13 protein-coding genes and 1 riboswitch are annotated in these 15,102 nt (G+C 43.4%); of the genes, 6 read left to right on the forward strand and 7 right to left on the reverse strand.

The features are described from left to right. The first annotated feature begins 39 nt into the window (after positions 1 to 39). Positions 40 to 675 (forward strand): LysE family translocator, encoded by a 636-nt coding sequence (locus FKN88_RS01825; protein ID WP_154168243.1) that lies wholly within the window; start codon positions 40 to 42, stop codon positions 673 to 675. A 92-nt stretch (positions 676 to 767) separates the two neighbouring features. Here FKN88_RS01825 and FKN88_RS01830 read toward each other — a convergent pair whose 3' ends face one another. After that, positions 768 to 2,141 (reverse strand): sodium:alanine symporter family protein, encoded by a 1,374-nt coding sequence (locus FKN88_RS01830; protein WP_154168241.1) that lies wholly within the window; start codon positions 2,139 to 2,141, stop codon positions 768 to 770. A gap of 184 nt (positions 2,142 to 2,325) precedes the next feature. Next, positions 2,326 to 2,430, reverse strand: a riboswitch (glycine riboswitch). A gap of 448 nt (positions 2,431 to 2,878) precedes the next feature. Here FKN88_RS01830 and FKN88_RS01835 point away from each other — a divergent pair. Together FKN88_RS01835 and FKN88_RS01840 are read left to right on the forward strand one after the other, a co-directional pair. After that, positions 2,879 to 3,037: a hypothetical protein gene (locus FKN88_RS01835; RefSeq protein ID WP_167363644.1), complete on the forward strand. Its 159-nt coding sequence runs from the start codon at positions 2,879 to 2,881 to the stop codon at positions 3,035 to 3,037. Between the two features lie 19 nt (positions 3,038 to 3,056). Then, a complete protein-coding gene (locus FKN88_RS01840; RefSeq protein ID WP_154168239.1) occupies positions 3,057 to 3,788 on the forward strand; it encodes a chromosome partitioning protein ParA in 732 nt (243 codons plus the stop codon). Positions 3,789 to 3,848: 60 nt separating this feature from the next. Here the strand turns inward: FKN88_RS01840 and FKN88_RS01845 are convergent, their stop codons facing one another. Beyond that, complete coding sequence (locus FKN88_RS01845; protein ID WP_154168237.1) at positions 3,849 to 4,331, reverse strand: YajQ family cyclic di-GMP-binding protein; 483 nt, start codon at positions 4,329 to 4,331, stop codon at positions 3,849 to 3,851. 17 nt (positions 4,332 to 4,348) lie between these two features. Then, positions 4,349 to 5,407 carry a 3-deoxy-7-phosphoheptulonate synthase gene (locus tag FKN88_RS01850; RefSeq protein ID WP_154170651.1) on the reverse strand — a complete coding sequence of 353 codons (1,059 nt, stop codon included), beginning with the start codon at positions 5,405 to 5,407 and terminating at the stop codon, positions 4,349 to 4,351. A gap of 206 nt (positions 5,408 to 5,613) precedes the next feature. On the opposite strand from FKN88_RS01850, the gene FKN88_RS01855 reads away from it, so the two are divergent. Then, the gene (locus FKN88_RS01855) at positions 5,614 to 6,504 is read left to right on the forward strand and encodes a putative PEP-binding protein (RefSeq protein WP_154168235.1); all 891 of its coding nucleotides are present in this window, start codon (positions 5,614 to 5,616) and stop codon (positions 6,502 to 6,504) included. 120 nt (positions 6,505 to 6,624) lie between these two features. After that, entirely contained in the window at positions 6,625 to 7,107 is a 483-nt protein-coding gene (locus tag FKN88_RS01860; RefSeq protein WP_040904318.1) for a DUF4442 domain-containing protein, read from the forward strand. Between the two features lie 19 nt (positions 7,108 to 7,126). On the opposite strand, the gene FKN88_RS01865 is transcribed toward FKN88_RS01860, so the two are convergent. Continuing rightward, positions 7,127 to 8,476 (reverse strand): hypothetical protein, encoded by a 1,350-nt coding sequence (locus tag FKN88_RS01865; RefSeq protein WP_040904829.1) that lies wholly within the window; start codon positions 8,474 to 8,476, stop codon positions 7,127 to 7,129. 103 nt (positions 8,477 to 8,579) lie between these two features. On the opposite strand from FKN88_RS01865, the gene FKN88_RS01870 reads away from it, so the two are divergent. Continuing rightward, positions 8,580 to 9,413: a S1 RNA-binding domain-containing protein gene (locus FKN88_RS01870; RefSeq protein ID WP_154168233.1), complete on the forward strand. Its 834-nt coding sequence runs from the start codon at positions 8,580 to 8,582 to the stop codon at positions 9,411 to 9,413. Positions 9,414 to 9,655: 242 nt separating this feature from the next. On the opposite strand, the gene rsmF is transcribed toward FKN88_RS01870, so the two are convergent. From rsmF to FKN88_RS01885, 3 genes are all read right to left on the reverse strand, one after another. Further along, complete coding sequence (gene rsmF / locus FKN88_RS01875; RefSeq protein WP_154168231.1) at positions 9,656 to 11,080, reverse strand: 16S rRNA (cytosine(1407)-C(5))-methyltransferase RsmF; 1,425 nt, start codon at positions 11,078 to 11,080, stop codon at positions 9,656 to 9,658. Between the two features lie 68 nt (positions 11,081 to 11,148). Next, positions 11,149 to 13,788 (reverse strand): PqiB family protein, encoded by a 2,640-nt coding sequence (locus FKN88_RS01880; protein ID WP_154168229.1) that lies wholly within the window; start codon positions 13,786 to 13,788, stop codon positions 11,149 to 11,151. Continuing rightward, positions 13,781 to 15,040 (reverse strand): paraquat-inducible protein A, encoded by a 1,260-nt coding sequence (locus tag FKN88_RS01885; protein ID WP_306687158.1) that lies wholly within the window; start codon positions 15,038 to 15,040, stop codon positions 13,781 to 13,783. Before FKN88_RS01885 ends, FKN88_RS01880 begins: the two co-directional genes overlap by 8 nt. Positions 15,041 to 15,102 lie beyond the last annotated feature (62 nt).

Below are 15,102 nucleotides of genomic sequence, written 5' to 3' on the forward strand. Positions count from 1 at the left end.
CTCTACGCAATTTGGTGTCAGTGACTTGTGTGAGAGATTATGTATATTCAGAATTTTGAAGCGTTTTTAATTGCGATAACTATTTTAACCTTAACGCCGGGTTTAGATACCGCGTTAGTGATCCGTAATACGTCCCGAGCGGGCATGGCTGATGGCTGTATCACCAGTTTGGGTATTTGTATTGGTCTATTTGTCCATGCCACGTTTTCAGCGATCGGTATTTCGGCGATTTTAACTCAATCGGCTGAGTTGTTTCAGGTGATGAAGATGATCGGTGCGGCTTATTTGATTTGGCTGGGCTTGTCTAGTTTACGTACTTTAATGAAGTCACCGAGCGGGATCGATATTGTTACCCTGCAACATACACAACTAAATCCTCGCCGTTCGCTACGAGAAGGTTTCTTATCTAACGTACTTAACCCGAAAACCGCGGTATTTTACTTGGCTTTTTTGCCGCAGTTTATCAATCCTGAATATTCTCCTTTGCTACAGTCGTTATTAATGGCTGCGATTCATTTTGTGATTGCAATGCTTTGGCAGTGTGGGTTGGCTGGAACGTTGAGTTCGGCAAAAAATTTGCTGAAAAATAGCGCATTTATGCGTTGGATGGAAGGGACGACCGGGGTGGTGTTGGTCGGATTAGGCTTTAAATTAATGACTGATGACACTGAATAGCTTTCAATTTTCGAATAGAAAAGGGCTTGAGAAATATCTCAAGCCCTTTGTTTTTTATTTTTAAAGTCAATAGTAGCAGTAAAAACAGTAAACTAGGCTTTGGCTTTAATGGTTTTTAAGGCTGGTAATTGTGCTTCAAAATAAAGCTTAGTCTCTTTGATGACGACATGACGTAAAGCGATTAAGCCGATCAGGTTAGGAATCGCCATTAATCCGTTAACGATATCGGCAATAATCCAAATCAGATCGAGATGAAGAAAAGCACCAGAGGCGACTAAGCCGATAAAAATCACTTTATAAGGCAGAACGGCCTTGGTTCCCCATAGGAACACTACGCAGCGTTCTCCATAATAGTTCCAACCTAAAATCGTGGTAAAAGCGAAAAAAATCAGCCCTACAGAAACCAGCAATGGTCCAAGGGTTTGGGCATTAAGGCCCGTGGCAAAGGCATGGGTCGTCATCGCCGCCCCAGCAAAATCGCTTTGCCATGCACCTGTCAAAATCAAGGCCAATCCGGTCATGGTACAAATGATGATCGTATCAAAGAAGGTGCCCGTCATTGAAATCAGGCCTTGTTTCACACAAGAGTCGGTTTTTGCTGCAGCGGCAGCCATCGGTGCACTGCCTAAACCAGACTCATTGGAAAAGACACCACGGGCAATACCCGATTGAATCGCCAACATGATACTTGCGCCTAAAAATCCGCCACTGGCTGCGGTTGGTGTAAAGGCGGAAACCAACACCAATTGAATCGCATCGAGTAGTTTATCCCCATTACTGATGATCACACTCAAACAAGCAACGACGTAAAAAAGCGCCATAATAGGCACAACTTTACCTGCGACTTTGGCGATGGATTGAATACCACCGACAGTGACAAAAGCGACTAGGATGGTCAGCACAACAGCGGACATCTCTCGGGGTACACCGAAAGAAATTTGAGTCGCGTCTAAAATGGCATTAACTTGTGGGAAAGTACCGATCCCAAAACAGGCAACGCCTAGGGCAAAAACCGCAAATAAAATCGCTAACGTGTTTGACCCAACACCATCGCGCAGATAATACATCGGTCCGCCGACCATTTGTCCTTTATCATCGACTTTACGGTATTTCACCGCGAGTAAGCATTCCGCGTATTTCGTTGCCATACCAAATAAAGCTGCCAGCCACATCCAAAATAATGCGCCTGGGCCGCCCAGTTTAATGGCAGTGGCAACCCCAACAATATTTCCAGTGCCAATGGTAGCGGAAAGCGCGGTGCAAAGTGCTGCGAAGCTTGATACATCACCTTGTTTATCGCCGGGTTCTTTACTAAATACCATTTTTATCGCAGAGGGTAGGTAACGAAACTGCAGTAAGCCTAAACGAAAGGTAAAGTAGATCCCGGTTCCTACGAGTAGGATCAGTAGTGGTGGGCCCCAAATAAAGTGGTCAATAGTTTGTAGCAGTGTTTGTAGGTTGGTCATTATTTCCCCTTAATAGTGTCAACATAAGGAGAAGAGGAAAGGGGCTGAATAATATATTCAGTCAAACTCACCGCGATAAAACAACACACAAAGAAAACCGTGCCACGATACCTGTGGTACAAAGTCACTGTCAGCGTTGTTTGCGTAAAGTGAGTAAAGCCATAAGGCTTAGAATCATAGAACCTTTCACTCCTCTGTCCTTTTGCCTGAGAGTTTCACTGTGCTGATATGATCAGCACAGCTTGCTCCTTCGGCGACCGATTGAACGGTTCTCTCCAGAGGTTCCTCCAACAACAGTCCTCGCTTTTCTCTTCAAAAAGAATAAAGCACCTGAAAGATTTACTTCTTCGGCGGGTATAGTTAACTAAGTGTTAGAATTTAGTTAATAACCACTCTCCTGCTGTCTTCAACGGAACAATTATCTAGTGTTACAATAATTTGCTTGGCGATATTACCCAAAATAAAGTGTGATGTCATCTGCAAATTTAGTGGTAAATGACTGGAATCAACAAGGGAGCGCAGTGCACGAGTCAGCGTAAAAAATCAGCGCTGTTTGAAAAAACGTCACTTTCAAAGTGAACTCAGTTAAATTATTGACATAACAGCAGGTTAATCCATTTTTCTTTGACCTATTTGGTGCGATAAATGGTATAAAATAGCAAGCAGCAACAGGCTTGAGAGCTACACTTGTCTTACCGAATGTCATTGAAGTAGGCAAAATAAAACCGGAGCATACTATGACCAGATTGATTTTTATTGGGGTATTGATTGTTCTCGCTTTTCTTTTAATCCGTTATGGAACTAATGAGAAACTTCAAAAGTGGGTAGTGATTGTTTTATTATCGGCTTTTGCTCTTTATACCGCTTCGCTTGTGGTCACTGAATTAATTCGCTGATGCTAAATTGGGAGTCAATGTGAATCAAAAAAAGGCAGATGAACACCAAGATGTTGTTGTCATTGAACAACGTGACAAACGCAGTTACCTCTATATTGGGTTAGCGGCAGCATTAGGGTTGGCATTAGGGGGATTAGTCGGTTCGTCAGTGACGGAGACTAAATGGCAAACCGCTTATGCTGGTTTGCAGGTCAATGTTCAAGCGTTACAAGAAAATGCGAAGGCATTAAATGAACGAACGGCTCAGCAGGCAGAGCGACAAGAGCAAGAGTGGCAAGTGAAACTGCAAGAGCATCTTGAGCAGCAAAAAACACAACATCAAGAGCAGTTGGATCAATTAGAACAACAGATTGCAGAATTAGAAAAAGTTAACTTATCGTTGGATCAGCAATTAGCAAAGCAAAACAACGCATTACAAAGTGCTGATGAGAAAAATGCACGATTACATCGTCAAGCGGACATGCAATCGATACTTTTTGAACGTTCACGAGAGTTATTTCAAAAAGAGCTAAAGATTAAGCAAGAAGTTGAACAGCTACAAAAAGAGCAAAAGCAGTTGAATGATGCTTTACCTATCTTGAAAAAAGAGTGTGATGTTTATTTAAAAGGCCAATCTTGGGATGCAAAATCGGATGCTTGTGATAAGCAAGATGCGGCGAGTTCAAGATTAAGCCAAGTAGAACAAATGTTGCGCGTTCATCAACTAGATTTACAAGAAATTAAATCATTATCAGCGGAAATAGGTTTATAGCACCACGCGGTTAAGCATCGAAAAATCCAGCCTCTAGAGCAATAGAGACTGGATTTTTTGTTATTCGCGAAAGTTATTATATTGGAAAGGTTGTTCTAGGTTACTTTCTTTTAAAAAGGCGATTACCGTCTGTAAATCATCGCGTTTTTTACCACTGACTCGAATTTTATCGCCTTGAATAGAGGCTTGTACTTTGAGCTTGGCATCTTTGATCATCTTAACCACTTTTTTGGCCAGTAATGATTCGATCCCTTGCTTAAATACAATATCCTTGTACCAGTTTTTACCTGAATGGACGGAGTCTTTTAGCTCCATAGCTCGCGCATCAACACCGCGCTTGGCTAAATTGCCACGCAGGATATCCAACATTTGATTAAGTTGAAAATCATCTTCAGCAGCTAATTTTACTGTCTCATCTTTGAGCTCGAAACTGGCGTCGACATTACGAAAATCAAAGCGTGTGGCGAGTTCACGATTAGAGTTATCTACGGCATTACGCAGTTCTACGGTATCAACTTCTGAAACAATATCAAAAGAAGGCATAACTTAAATTCCTTATTTTATTGAGTACGTCGAGTGGTTATCGCTTGCGCAAGGCGAGTGAGCATTGTTGCGGTATCATCCCAGCTTAAACAAGGATCCGTGATCGACTGGCCATAGGTTAAATTATTCAAGTCACACATGGATTGATTGCCTTCAATAAGAAAACTTTCAGCCATAATACCCGCGACCTTATGGCTACCGGATTCAATTTGACGACCAATCTCTTCAGCAACTTCAAGCTGTTTGCGATGCTGTTTTTGACAATTGGCATGGCTAAAATCAACCACTAATCGTTCAGGTAAATTAAATTCAGCCAGTTGAGCGCAAGCGCTATTAATTGAATCTACATCAAAGTTTGGGCCACTTTCCCCACCACGTAAAATGACGTGTCCGTAGGGGTTACCGCTGGTGCGATAGACGGTCATGCGCCCATTTTTATCAGGCGAATAAAAGTAGTGTGAGGCATGAGCGGCACGAATGGCATCAATCGCAATTTTGACATTGCCATTCGTGCCATTTTTAAAACCGACAGGGCAAGAAAGTGCCGAGGCCATTTCTCGGTGAATTTGCGACTCTGTAGTACGCGCACCAATCGCTCCCCAACTGATCAGGTCTGCAATGTATTGCCCCGTGATCATGTCGAGAAATTCGGTTGCCGTTGCTAGTCCGAGTTTATTGATATCGAGTAACAATTGGCGTGCTTTGTTTAAGCCAGCTTCTAACGCATAGGAGCCATCTAAATTAGGATCAGTGATCAGACCTTTCCAGCCAACCACGGTGCGTGGTTTTTCAAAATAGGTACGCATGACAATGAACAGTTGGTCACGATACTGATCTTGTATCTCACTTAATCGGCGTGCGTACTCAAGTGCGGCATGGGTATCATGGACAGAGCAGGGGCCGACAATGACCAATAAGCGGTCATCTTGACCCGATAGGATTTGTTCAATTTGTTGACGTGAGTGAGCAATGCGTTCGGCAACCTCATGGGTCACCGGATGAGCAAGGCTTAATTCAGCCGGCGTTGGCATTGGGCCAAGGGCTTGGGTTCTTAATTCATCAGTTTTTAATGGCATCATATTGCCTATTTTTTTATTGCGAAGCGCTAAAGATAACGAATTTAACTCAGAGAATAAACCACTTAGCATAAATGCAAGTGATGAAAACTGTAAACTTGATATTTTATTCACTTTAAATGAATTAATATTGATATTTGCCCTTGTGTTTGGTCAATGAACTCGGTATTTTCACCCTATACCAATCAAGAACAGATGGAGCCGTTATGAGTGTTGTATCACCCTCTTCAATAAATAAGCCGTTTGAGCAAGGGAATACCTTACCTCAATGGTCCCAACAAACATTGAGTTCGACGCTATTTGTTGTCATTTCAGAGTTGATCGCAGATAGCATTTTTTATCATCCTAGTTTGGTCACCGATCTGACTCAGCTATCTGAACGAGAGAAAAGCTCGCTGAATGCACTATTAAACGACCAGTCCATCGCTGAGCATTTTGTTGATACGTTAGTGGAGCGCATTGAACAAGCGATTAAACCCCATCACCAAAGCGTTCGTGTCTGTTTAAGTAATGAAGATAGTGCACAGAGTCGTGCTTTGCTTGGCGGAGAAAAAGTCACAGTTGAACCAAATCCGGCGCTTGGAGTGCGAGGTGTAGCTCGATTAACGGACAGTGAATACGCTGATGCATTTGAGTTGGAGTGCAACGTGATCAAAAGGCTGATCAGTAAAGGGCATCCTATTGAAATCGTCGTGCCTTTTGTTCGCTCGCTGAGTGATGCCGCTGGAATTATTGACGGCCTAGCTGAGCAAGGCTTGCCACGCGGTTTACATGGATTACAAGTGTCGTTTGTTTGCCAAGTTCCTTCCGCCGCGCTATTAGCTGAACGTTTATTGGCTTATTTTGATGGGATGCTGTTAGATTGGGACTCCCTTGCCCAGTTTACCTTAGCGACGGATAATACGGTAGAAAGTCTTGTTGAACGTTATCAGCCGACCGACAACGATGCCGTGTTTCAGTTAGCAGAAATGGCGATCAAAGCCGTTCATCAAACCTCTAAGCCGTTAAGTATATTAGTTAGTGAGCAGAGTGTGTCGACTAAAATTCAGCGCTTTTTGTCTGAGATTGCCCAACCAGACTCGGTTTACTATTACTGAGTCTTATCTTTAAGAAGCCAAGCAAAAATCGCTTGGCTTCTTATTTTCTGTAACATTCCGTTGACATTTTCTTGGCTATCGAGTGAACTGGTCTGACGAGATCACAAGGAAGTCTTAACTATGTTTTCTGCTTTGACTAAAGCTAATTTCTATCTTAATTATTTCGGTATTTTTAAAGTTCCGCTGATTTGGTATTGTCGCCCTAAAATTTTGCTGTTGAATGAGCAAGCGGTTGAAGTACGTATTCCGCTGAAAAAGAGGAATAAAAATCATCTGAATAGTATGTATTTTGGCGTACTTGCCGTAGGAGCGGATGTAGCTGGTGGATTTATGGCCATGCATAAGGCTCAGCAGCGTGGGGAAGTGATTTCTTTAGCGTTTAAAGCCGTTAAAGCGGAATTTTTAAAAAGACCCGAAGGGGATGTCCACTTTCACTGTGTTGATGGTGCTGCGATTGATGCCATGTTGGATGAAACCATTGCGACTGGTCAACGCGTCAATCACGAGGTCAAAATCGTCGCCACTTGCCCATCACAGCATGGTGATGAGCCAATGGCAGAATTTTGGTTAACGCTGTCTGTTAAAGCGGTGAAATCAAAATAATCAGAGTAAAGAGAGTGACTTAATCTAACTCAATGACTTCAATGTCGACAATTTTGCTTCGGTTAATCACGATTTTCCAACGGTAATAACGCGGTGTCTGTTGATGATCGTCTTCTTTAATGATCAAGTTAATTAAGTGACGTTTTTCGACAGATTCTCGGCTGACTTGACCATTGCTAAGCTGATAAATTCGAGTCGAGCTTTTATCAATTAAGCGTGTTAACGGGCGTAAATCGATCATCATCGCTTCACGGGTTTCTTCATAACCGCTCATAAAGCGTGATGTTGACATCTCAACTTCAGATCGGTAATGAAGGATTTGTTCTTCACGTTGAACAATTCGCTTTTTACGGATAGCTTGAATTTTTTCTGGTAACTGGGATAACGATTGGTAATCCAACCATTCATCTTTTTGTCCAACTTGAGTTCCGGTACTGGGATCAAAGTAGCGGCGACGCCATTTAGGTTTGCCTTTACGGATCCAACGCCACATCATGTCGCGCAAATCATCTTTAAAAATTTCGCGTAGCGCGTAAATAAATGACATCGCAATAATAAATGAAGCGGTAATCTCTCCCCAATAGTCACGTGCCACAATCGCGGTTAGCGTAACCACGACCATGACTAACCCCGTTGCGACCCCCTTAACCATCCGTTTGATGTTATTACCCAAAGAAGTCACTTTCTCGTTAAGAATGATCGGGTGTTCAATTAAACGACGTAATAAACGCATTTTATTACTCAGACGGGTCATGTCGGTTCCCGCTTTGGCTGAGTTGTAATGGTTTAAGGCACGATGCGCTTGTTCTTTTTCAACTAAGGTGATGAGGCGTTCTTTAATGGTTTTATAGTCACTGTCACGGGTGAGATGAGCGACAATCGATAAAAATTTTTGTTCGGTATACCAAGAGAGATAGTTATCAATATTGGCATAATAGCGCTTAAGGCTTTCATCGTAAGGGATGGTTCTGCGTAATCGTTTTAGAATATCGAGCGATAGCTCGATCACCGTATCGACCTCATCAGCTGTGACGGTGTCACTAGTCGCGTTGAGCTGATTAACGGCTCTATCTAAGGCGATCACATATTGATAAGCAAACAAACTCAAGCTTACCCGATACTGTGTTGATGACAGGCGACCTCGTTGTGCTAATCGGCTATGGACAAGAGGCAGGAGAATTTTATCACTATAATAGGAGCGCTTTTGATGAATGGAGCTATAAAAAAACTCCGACTCTGAAATGACTTCTGGGCTAAGGCCTAATTCTCCAGGAATAAAAAGATAAACATCCAAATCCAGTTTCTTACTGCCTGACATTTGAGTGGCAATCCTCAACGTGACAGCATCATATTTATCTACCGTGATCAACGAAAGCTCCTGAAAAAATTGCTGAATTTTATCGATACAATTGCGAGAAAGCATAGCAGAGATCACGTATAATCTCTGCAAATTTGCTGTGAGACAATTTTACATGATTAACATTGGCCAAATTAATAGCTTAGAAGTGGTAAAAATCACTGATTTCGGCGTTTTTTTAGATGCGGGAGAGTTCGGTACCACTTTGCTGCCTAAGCGTTACGCACCTCAAGGCGTCGAACTGGGGCAATTTATCGATGTGTTTCTGTTCTTTGATTCAGAGAATCAATTAGCAGCGACAACGGAGACACCGATTGCTCAAGTGGGAGAGTGGGGATTAATGAAAGTCGTTGGTGTGAATAACACCGGAGCTTTTGTTGATTGGGGCATTAAAGATAAAGACTTACTGATCCCCTACAGTGAGCAGCGTGCGCGTTTTAACGAGGGGCAGACAATTTTAGTTTATGTCTATACCGATAAAGCCTCGGGTCGTATTGTGGGTACCACCAAATTTAATAAATGGTTAGATAAAACACCAGCGCATTATACGATAAACCAACCTGTTGATTTGATTATTGCTGAGCGTTCAGAGCTTGGTTTTAAAGCGATCATTAACGGAGCGCATTGGGGGATGATTTTTCCCTCGGATGTGTTCGGAAAACTGTTTATCGGCAAAAAAATCAAAGGTTATATCAAAAGTATTCGTCCTGATGGCAAAATCGATCTGGCTCTTCAAAAAGTCGGTGTCGAAAAAATGGATGAGTTAAGTAGTAAAATCTTAGCCATGTTAGAGAAAAAACAAGGCTTTTTACCGCTGAGTGATAAATCGACCCCAGAAGAGATCTTTGCCACTTTCCGTACCAGTAAGGGCACGTTTAAAAAAACCATTGGTGGTTTATTTAAGCAAGGAAAAATTGTGATTGAAAAAGACGGCATTCGTCTTGTTTAAGCTAGGTTGAGTACTGTCAGCTCAAAAAATGGCCCAAAACAGCGTTAGGTTTTGGGCCTTGGGAAACGCGCCAGAAGGGGAGTTGAGCGCGATTTACGGCTATCCCCTTGGTTTGGCTATTATATGGGGATATTGATAAAGTATAGACTAGTGTCCACTGTTTGATACTTATCATTCCTTAACGCGCAGCAATGCTTTTAAATCCGTCTATTAATATCATCAGTGTGGAATGTTCATTGGTTTTAAAATAGATTTTTATCGCGCACTAAATCTCGTGGTAAGCCATTTTTGATCCGATTACCGACCCATTTCCCTAGACCGATGACATCGCCTTGATAACAAACAATCACCTCACCTTGGCCAGATAGGTTTTCTGGCCTGACATCACGTCCCATAAACCACTCACGAGCTTGAACCTTATCTAATTCGACCGATTGTGGCTCTTGTCCGGTTGCCAGTGTTGTAGCGACTTGATGTTGCCAACGGTAGCCCCGTTTATGTTGCTCAGCAATTTTTATCCCCATCCGAGAAAAACGGAGTTCGCTGAGTAACGGCTCTAAAGCTGAGGGAAAGAGCCAGATGTCATTATCCCGTGACCACACTTGGCTGTCTTCTGGTAAGCGAATGTTCAGTGCATGATATAATTGTTGCTCAATCTCAAGGCGTTGTGCAGGGTCGACTTTAGTGAATGGGAATTTGCCCAAGCGTTTTTTTACAGCGGGCGTTTTCACCGATGCCTGTTTGGTGATTTTGGCGACAAAAAATCCTTCACAGTCATAAACTTGTGGAAATATATGCAAAAAACCCTCTTCAGTAATGGCCTGTTCTGCACTCGGGAAAAGTTGATCAAGACGGGTGAATGTGACCGCGTCACCATAAGTCTGTTTCAAGTGCCAGCAGACGTCTTGGTTCTCTTCACGACTTAACGTGCAGGTTGAATACACCAAAACACCACCAACCTTGAGCGCCTGAAAAGCACTTTCAATCAACGATTTCTGAGTTTGCGCGATACTCATTACCGAAGCTTTGCTCCAGTTTTTCATCGCATCAGGATCTTTACGTACCGTGCCTTCTCCTGAGCAGGGAGCATCAAGTAATACGGCATCAAACTGCTCAGGCAGCCAACCACCAAAAATTTGGCCATCGAAATTGGTCAGAGCGCTATTACGAATACCACAACGTTCAATATTGGCGTGTAAAATTTTGACCCGACTGGCGGAATACTCGTTAGCGACTAATACGCCTTGATTATCCATTAAGGCCGCGATTTGTGTGGTCTTAGAGCCTGGTGCGGCGGCCATGTCTAATACATGTTCAAAAGGCGCTCCAGATTGCATAAATAGGGCAGAGACGGGCATCATGGAACTGGCTTCTTGGATATAGAATAAGCCCGCCATATGTTCTGCAGTATTGCCCAAAGGAACTTGTTCTTCATCTGCGGTAATCCAAAAGCCGCTCTCGCACCAGGGGATAGGTTCTAAGTACCAACCTTTGTCTGTGGCTCGGGTTTGAAAGTCAGCGACGGATATTTTTAAGGTGTTAACACGAATACTTTTTCTGAGTGGTCGTTGGCATGCAGCAATAAAGTCATTCAGATTGAGTGTTGAGGGCAATATTTCAGCGATGGTAGCGAGGAACTCTTCGGGTAGTGCGACAGTGGAATGCAAAACAGTGTCTCGATAAGCGGATTCTGGCCGCGATTATATACACATCGCGGCCAGACTTGAAGTTTATCTCAAGGTCTAGGTATCGCTGTTCGCCAGCGTTTCCATTCTTCTTGTGGTTTGGAGTGAAGATAAAAAGATTGGCCAGCTTGAGCAGGAGGAGCAAGCTGCTTTTGTTCTGGCGTTGCAAAAGTAATCCCACCGCGAACTATACTTTCCAGTGTTCCTGACTTGATATTCGCTCCAGTCAATCCAATTGAGACATCTACGCCCGACGTGTTCCAAAATAGGCTATTACGGCGAACTAAATAAGCATAGTCGGGATTAATATCGATTGTTGAGATAACCCGATCAGCAAGAGCGCCCAGTTGGATATCAATCACTCTGCCAACTTCAATATCACGGTAAAAGACAGGAGTTCCGACATTAATTGAACCACGGTATTCGGTTTGGAGTGTAAACCTGACACCACTCGGTGAGTAAGGCGCAGAAGCGAGGTGAAAAGTATGTTGCTTAGCACCTTGACCGGGATAGACTTCGATATTCGGTGAGACAAGATTCTCTAAATTAGTGATGCCTTGTAAACTGACATTGGCTTTGGCTACCCAAAACACGCTCGTTGCACGAGCAATAAAAGGGGCGTATTCGGGATGAATACGAGCAGAAAAAGTCACTTGTGATTGACTAAAACTCGGTGAAACGGCGATAACTTCACCGACTTGTACGCCTTGATATTTGATTGGAGTGCCTCGGTTGACTCCTTCATTGCTCTTTGCCAATAACGTAATGGCTTCACCAAACTGTTGTGCTTGTTGATAGTTGGCGTAAAGCTTCCAACGCCCATCGAGTTTATTTTCTACACCGGGTAAGGTATCAAAGGCAATACCACCTTGGAGCAGGCTTTGTAACGGTGCCGCTTGGATACGCAGACCATCGGTTAAAGAGGCATTTACTTCAATACCAGAATGATTCCAGAATACAGTTTGTTCATTAATTAAATGTTGGTATTGGTTATCAATACTGACTTCCACCTCAACACCTTCTTTTTGTAACTTAAATTGGGTGACATGACCAACGGGTAAATGACGAAATAGTAGCGGGCTACCAATTTGTACCGGAGGCAAGGTATCTGCACTGAGTCGCAAGGCGCGAGAACCCGATTGTTGATACGCCGCCAGCTCTGCCAGTGATGGGTTAGCATACAGAGAATAGCGTTCAAGTACGGTTTCTTCTCCTTCACTAATAAAGCTGATAGCCCCACTCAGTAGTTGCTTCACAGGAGGAAGTGAGAGATTAATGCCGGCGCGGCCAAGCTCGGCACGCATTGAACCATCAACATAAAAACGGTTTTTGGAACGAATTAATGATTGGTATTGTTGTTCAATAACGGCATGAAACTCGACTTGATCCGCGCTGAGTTGAACATCTTTGATGATGCCAATTCGTACTCCGCGATACAAAATCTCAGCCCCTGACGTCAAACCATAAGCATGTTCAGCGGTAAGGGTAATGGAGAAAGTATGTGATTGAGATTGTTGATACTCAATTTTTCTTAGCGCTGTAAATTGTCGAGTACGTTCACCTTCACCCGGTTGTAAAGTAAGGTAATTACCTTTGATTAAGTTCGATAAATTTTCTAAGCCAGATAGTGAAACTTTTGCTTCTTGTAAAATGAACTGGCTGCCTGTTGTGAGTAGTTCATTTAATGACGGTTGAATCGCGGCATGAGCAATAATTTGTGTCTTATCCTCATTCAGTTGTAGATGGGTGATCTGTCCTATCTCCAATCCTCGGTACATAATGGGCGCTCCCGAAGCATTAATGCCGCTGTCATCAGGCAGTGTAATCGTGATAGGGATCCCGCGTCCGGCTGTTTTGAGATCTCTGTAGAGACGAAATTCGCTGAATTGAGCTGCGGGTTCACCGCCATCGGGAGAGTCGACGGCAATCGCTCCGCCAATTAAGGCGCTTAAACTTTCTAAACGAACGTCAATTCCATCAAAGCCTAATGAGGTACCTATGCCGCTGACGTTCCAAAAACGACTGTCTTTGGTAATCAAGTGACGGTATTCAGATTCAATCGAGACTTGTAAAACAATCGATTGTGCATCTTTAGCAAGCTGATAGCTAAACACTTCACCAATCGGGATTTTTTTATAAACAATCGGTGAGCCAATAGAAATACCGCCAAGATCGTTGGCTCGCAAGGTGATTTGTAGCCCACCATTGGAAACCAAGTCAGATGGGGCGCGATCTAAGGCATGATATATCTGTGGATGATTTTCTTGTCCAGGACCACCTGGATGCAAGGCGATATAATTACCAGAGACCAAAGCATCCAATCCTGAAACACCAGACAAACTTGCGGTAGGTTTCACTAACCAAAATCGAGTAGCATCGGAAAGCAATTGAGTTGCTTCGGGATAGATATCTGCTTCGACATAGATACTGTCTAATTCGGGAGCAAGTTTTATTTCCCGCACCATACCGACTTCTAAACCCTGATAACGAATGGTGGTTCTGCCTGCGACGAGCCCCTGTGCATCAGAAAAATGAATTTGGATACGTTCACCAGCATCATGTATCGCTTTACCGACCAGCCAACCCGCGAGCAATAAAGTGAGTATCGGTAATATCCACAATGGGGAAATCCCTTTATTGGATTTGATTTGCGGAGAATAAGACGCTTGCGTTATTGTTGGTTTATTCATTACACGACTCGCTGTGTTTTGTCTCTTGCTGATAATTATCCCACAATAGACGGGGATCAAGGCTTTCTGCTGCTAACATGGTTAATACGACCACAAAGCCAAAGGCTAGGGCACCATCACCAGGGATAAAATTAAGTAACTGGCCCCGATCGACCAAGGTCAACATAATGGCAATCACAAATAAGTCGAGAACTGACCATTTTCCAACCCATTTTATCGCATAGAAAATACTCATTCGCTGCCGATGATAACGGCTGCGTCGATATTGAATCGCCAACAATAAATAGATAAGGCCTAAAATTTTAATCACAGGAACGACAATACTGGCTACAAAGATGATCGCTGCAATGCCATACATTCCTGAATTCATCAGCGAAGCAACACCCGATAAGATAGTATCTTCCAGACGTTGCCCATTGGTGATTAATATGGAGATCGGTAGCAGATTGGCGGGAATGATGGCGATACTCGCGGCGATAACATAGGCCCAAGTCCGTTCGATAGAACGTGGTTTTCGATGATAAAGTGGGTGATGGCAGCGAATACAACGGGCGTTTTCGTGTTGCGATAAGTGGCAATGATGGCAATGGACTTGTTTATCGGTTTGAGCAGGGTAATCTTGCTCGGGTTTCCACGCTTCCCAATAGCGGCGAATGCTAATTCGGCTGAGTAATAAAACAGTAAAAATTTGCAAGAGCACCAAACTAAATAGCGCCGGGCCAACAAAAATATCGGCGTAATCGCTTAATTTAAAGCTTGAAACGGCAACGCTGACCAAAAAGACATCAATCATTGCCCATGCTTTTAACAGCTGCATGACCCAGACCGAATAGCGTAAACCAATAAACCAACGATAACGTAGTGCTAGATGGGCGGTAATGATGGAAGCAAAGACCAGAAAAGGAGCTAGGGAGCTGCAAAAAAACACCAGCAAAGCCAGAATCACATAGCCCTCATTGGCGAGAGCGATAATCCCTCCAGATAAGGATGCAGGGATCATCACACCAATTAAGCGGATAGTTAAAAAGTCAAAGGCATGCGCCGGAAAAAACAGCAGTAAACAGGTGACCGCAATCGCTAAATTACCCGATAACGATGGGCTGCCACCTCGATAAAGTTGGGTCCCGCAGCGAGGGCAATGGGCACTTTTACCGCGCGGCACATCGACAACATCAACGGGCAATTCACATCCCTGACACAAACGAAGGTGGTTCGTGTTGGATGTATGTTGAGTGAGTGGCGTGCTAGACATCAGCGGTCACTCAATATTCGGTGACGATGTCACCGAATGGGTACATGAATTGCAGCTAATGA

This window comes from Vibrio sp. 2017_1457_13, assembly GCF_030851525.1.
In the GTDB taxonomy this organism is placed as follows: domain Bacteria; phylum Pseudomonadota; class Gammaproteobacteria; order Enterobacterales; family Vibrionaceae; genus Vibrio; species Vibrio metschnikovii.

Coding starts and splice junctions, on each gene's coding strand:
- FKN88_RS01845 (WP_154168237.1), bottom strand. CDS start 4,331: ATGCCTTCTTTTGATATTGTTTCAGAAGTTGATACCGTAGAACTGCGT.
- FKN88_RS01860 (WP_040904318.1), top strand. CDS start 6,625: ATGTTTTCTGCTTTGACTAAAGCTAATTTCTATCTTAATTATTTCGGT.
- FKN88_RS01885 (WP_306687158.1), bottom strand. CDS start 15,040: ATGTCTAGCACGCCACTCACTCAACATACATCCAACACGAACCACCTT.
- FKN88_RS01855 (WP_154168235.1), top strand. CDS start 5,614: ATGAGTGTTGTATCACCCTCTTCAATAAATAAGCCGTTTGAGCAAGGG.
- FKN88_RS01880 (WP_154168229.1), bottom strand. CDS start 13,788: ATGAATAAACCAACAATAACGCAAGCGTCTTATTCTCCGCAAATCAAA.
- FKN88_RS01825 (WP_154168243.1), top strand. CDS start 40: ATGTATATTCAGAATTTTGAAGCGTTTTTAATTGCGATAACTATTTTA.
- FKN88_RS01835 (WP_167363644.1), top strand. CDS start 2,879: ATGACCAGATTGATTTTTATTGGGGTATTGATTGTTCTCGCTTTTCTT.
- FKN88_RS01830 (WP_154168241.1), bottom strand. CDS start 2,141: ATGACCAACCTACAAACACTGCTACAAACTATTGACCACTTTATTTGG.
- FKN88_RS01850 (WP_154170651.1), bottom strand. CDS start 5,407: ATGCCATTAAAAACTGATGAATTAAGAACCCAAGCCCTTGGCCCAATG.
- FKN88_RS01870 (WP_154168233.1), top strand. CDS start 8,580: ATGATTAACATTGGCCAAATTAATAGCTTAGAAGTGGTAAAAATCACT.